The organism is Bacillus sp. JJ783 (genome assembly GCF_036963225.1).
GTDB lineage: Bacteria > Bacillota > Bacilli > Bacillales > Bacillaceae_G > Bacillus_A > Bacillus_A cereus_U.
The window spans coordinates 4,397-7,456 of the sequence record NZ_JBALMG010000166.1; the positions used below are offsets into that span (position 1 = coordinate 4,397).

The window sequence follows — 3,060 nt, forward strand, 5'->3', positions numbered from 1 at the left end:
AGATAATGAACATTAAAAAATAGTAAAAATAAATAGGAGGAATTGAACATGTCGGATTGGTTTCAATTAGATAAAGAATATATGATGCCTACGTATTGTCGCACGGAGGTTGCAATAGAAAGAGGGGAAGGTTGTAAACTTTATGATGTGGAGGGTAAAGAGTATTTAGATATGTTTTCTGGTGTAGGGGTAAACGTATTAGGATACAATCATCCTAAAATTGTGCAAACGACCATGGAGCAAGTTACGAAGTCGTTGCATCTGCCATTTCATTTTTTAAACCCAGTTGCGATTGAGTATGCAAAGAAATTAGTTGATTACTCTTTAAAAAATGGAAAAGTCTTTTTTACAAACTCTGGTACAGAAGCGACAGAAACAACGTTAAAATTAATAGATAAATATAGATCTATTACGAATGAAGAACGTGATGGAGTCGTTGTACTGAAAGGTAGTTTCCATGGACGAACATTAGGAGCTCTTCACTTTACAAGACAAGAAAGTATATATCAAAACTTCCCTAAAACATCTATTCCTGTATATGAAGTGGAGCGTGAAAATATAAAGGAATTAGAAGATACAATTGTTAATGAACATCCCATTGCAATTATGCTAGAGCCTGTTTTAGGAAGCGGTGGGATCTATCCTTTATCAAGTGAATATTTACATGGTGTTCAATATCTATGTGATAAATATAATGTAATTCTAATTGTTGATGAAGTACAAAGTGGTATAGGCAGAACTGGGAAACTATTTGCTTATCAAAATTTCAATATTACACCAGACATTATTCAATTTGGTAAAGGAGCAGGAGGCGGGATACCGCTAGGAGGAATCATTGTAGGTGAAAAGTTATGTGATGTATTTTCACCAGGAGATCACGGAACAACATTTGCTCATTCATCAATGGGAACAGCTTTAGGTTTAACGGTATTAACAACATTAATTGATGATGGTTTAATGCAAGAAGCTTATGAAACGTCACTATATTTAAATGATAAACTGCAAGAAATTCAGAAAGAAAATTCTTATTATATTCAGGAAGTACGTCATGCTGGGATGATGTTTGGAATTAGTATGAATGATACAAATGAAAACGTAAAGAAATTACAGTTAGAATTAATGGAGAAAGGGATGTTAGTCGATGTTACACAAGGGAATATCATCCGTTTACTTCCCCCGTATATAATTACGAAAGAGGAAATTGATGCATTTGTTGATGAGTTTATTTCCTGTATTCATAGTTTAGCAGCTATAGCAAGCGTTTAAAAATTTTGATAAAAAAAGTATCTTATTTGTAATTCGTACAGGAAGAAAACAGGGACAAAAAATAAATTTATATATTAAAATAAAAAGCTGAAAAAGGCACTCATACAGCGCTTTTTCAGCTTTTTAAAATACTTAATTACTTAGTCTAGAAAGCATCTCATTGGACAAATACTTAATTATGTGAAACAATAATAACAGATAAGGAGACGTTGCTTTTCCTTAAGTGCTTCGTATTGAATTTATTCTAGTAAGAGAAGGTGTGCTGAAAGAAGTTAAATTAAATAAGGGGCTGTTTTACTATATGCAACAAAATAATGATTTAAATTTTGAACCTCAAGACGTTAATATTGTCAATCCTAAACAAGCTAGGAAAGCAGTTGTTGCTACTGGCATTGGGAATGCAATGGAGTGGTTTGACTTCGGATTATATGCTTATTTAGCGGTTATTTTAAGTCAATTATTCTTCTCGGGTGTGAATGATAGTGGTTTGCAACTTGTACTTACATTTGGTACATTTGCGGCGGCCTTTCTAGTTCGACCAATTGGAGGTATTTTCTTTGGTAGAATAGGAGACAAGTATGGCCGAAAGATTGTTTTAAGTACAACTATTATTTTAATGGCACTTTCTACATTATTCATCGCATTACTACCAACCTATGAACAAATTGGTGTATGGGCACCAATACTACTTTTAGTTGCTCGAATGATTCAAGGCTTCTCTACAGGCGGCGAATATTCAGGAGCAATGGTTTATATCGCAGAATCTTCTCCAGATAAAAAGCGTGGTATACTCGGTAGTGGTCTTGAAATTGGAACACTCTCAGGTTACATTGCTGCCTCGGTAATTGTTACCATTTTAACGTTATTATTAACAGATGAGCAAATGCTCAGCTGGGGATGGCGTATTCCTTTCTTAATTGCTGCACCAATTGGTTTGGTCGGTTTATATTTACGACGTCATTTAGATGAATCTCCAATCTTTCAAGAGATGGAAAAAGCACAAGAGGAATCTGAAGACAACGAACAATTTTCATTTATGGATATATTAAAATATCACAAAAAAGACTTCTTATTAAGCACAGTAATTGTTGCCTTCTTTAACATTACAAACTATATGATCCTTTCGTATATTCCTTCTTATCTAACACAAGTACTAAAAGTCAAAGAAACAACTGGCTTATTAATTATTTCAATTACGATGGCACTTATGATTCCACTGGCACTTTATTTCGGTAAATTAAGTGATAAAGTAGGTAATAAACGCGTAGTACAAATTGGTTTACTTGGTTTAGCATTATGTTCAATTCCAGCATTTTTATTAATTGGTAACGGACATATTGTAGCCATGTTTGCGGGTATTTTCGTCTTAGGTTTCTTCCTTAGTGTTTATGAAGGAACATTGCCTTCGTTATTACCAGCACTCTTTTTCACCGATGTACGTTATCGTGCACTTTCTATCTCCTTTAATATTTCTGTATCTATATTCGGTGGTACAACGCCGCTTGTATGTTCATACTTAGTTCATGCGACTGGTAATCCACTGGCACCAGCATTTTATTTAACAGGTGTAAGTGTAATTGGATTAGTTGTATTTAGTGTACTGTTTGTTACAACATCAGGACGTGCATTAAAAGGATCTTATCCTACCGTAGAATCGAAGAAAGAAGCACATCAAATTGCTAAAGAGGATCCTGAAGAAACACTTTGGTGGCATGAAGAATCTTTAGAAATTGAAGCAGGAAAAAAAGCATAATTTGTGAAAAGCAACGTGGACTTGTATACAAAAAGACTCCT

The 3,060-nt window shown here is 34.1% G+C and carries 2 protein-coding genes; both read left to right on the top strand.

What is annotated here, in order from left to right; genetic code table 11:
• Positions 1-48 precede the first annotated feature (48 nt).
• Positions 49-1,266: an aspartate aminotransferase family protein gene (locus V7038_RS26375; protein WP_335695871.1), complete on the top strand. Its 1,218-nt coding sequence runs from the start codon at positions 49-51 to the stop codon at positions 1,264-1,266.
• 301 nt (positions 1,267-1,567) lie between these two features.
• On the top strand, positions 1,568-3,019 hold the full coding sequence (locus V7038_RS26380) for an MFS transporter (RefSeq protein ID WP_033718123.1): 1,452 nt from the start codon (positions 1,568-1,570) through the stop codon (positions 3,017-3,019).
• Positions 3,020-3,060 lie beyond the last annotated feature (41 nt).

Coding starts and splice junctions, on each gene's coding strand:
- V7038_RS26375 (WP_335695871.1), top strand. CDS start 49: ATGTCGGATTGGTTTCAATTAGATAAAGAATATATGATGCCTACGTAT.
- V7038_RS26380 (WP_033718123.1), top strand. CDS start 1,568: ATGCAACAAAATAATGATTTAAATTTTGAACCTCAAGACGTTAATATT.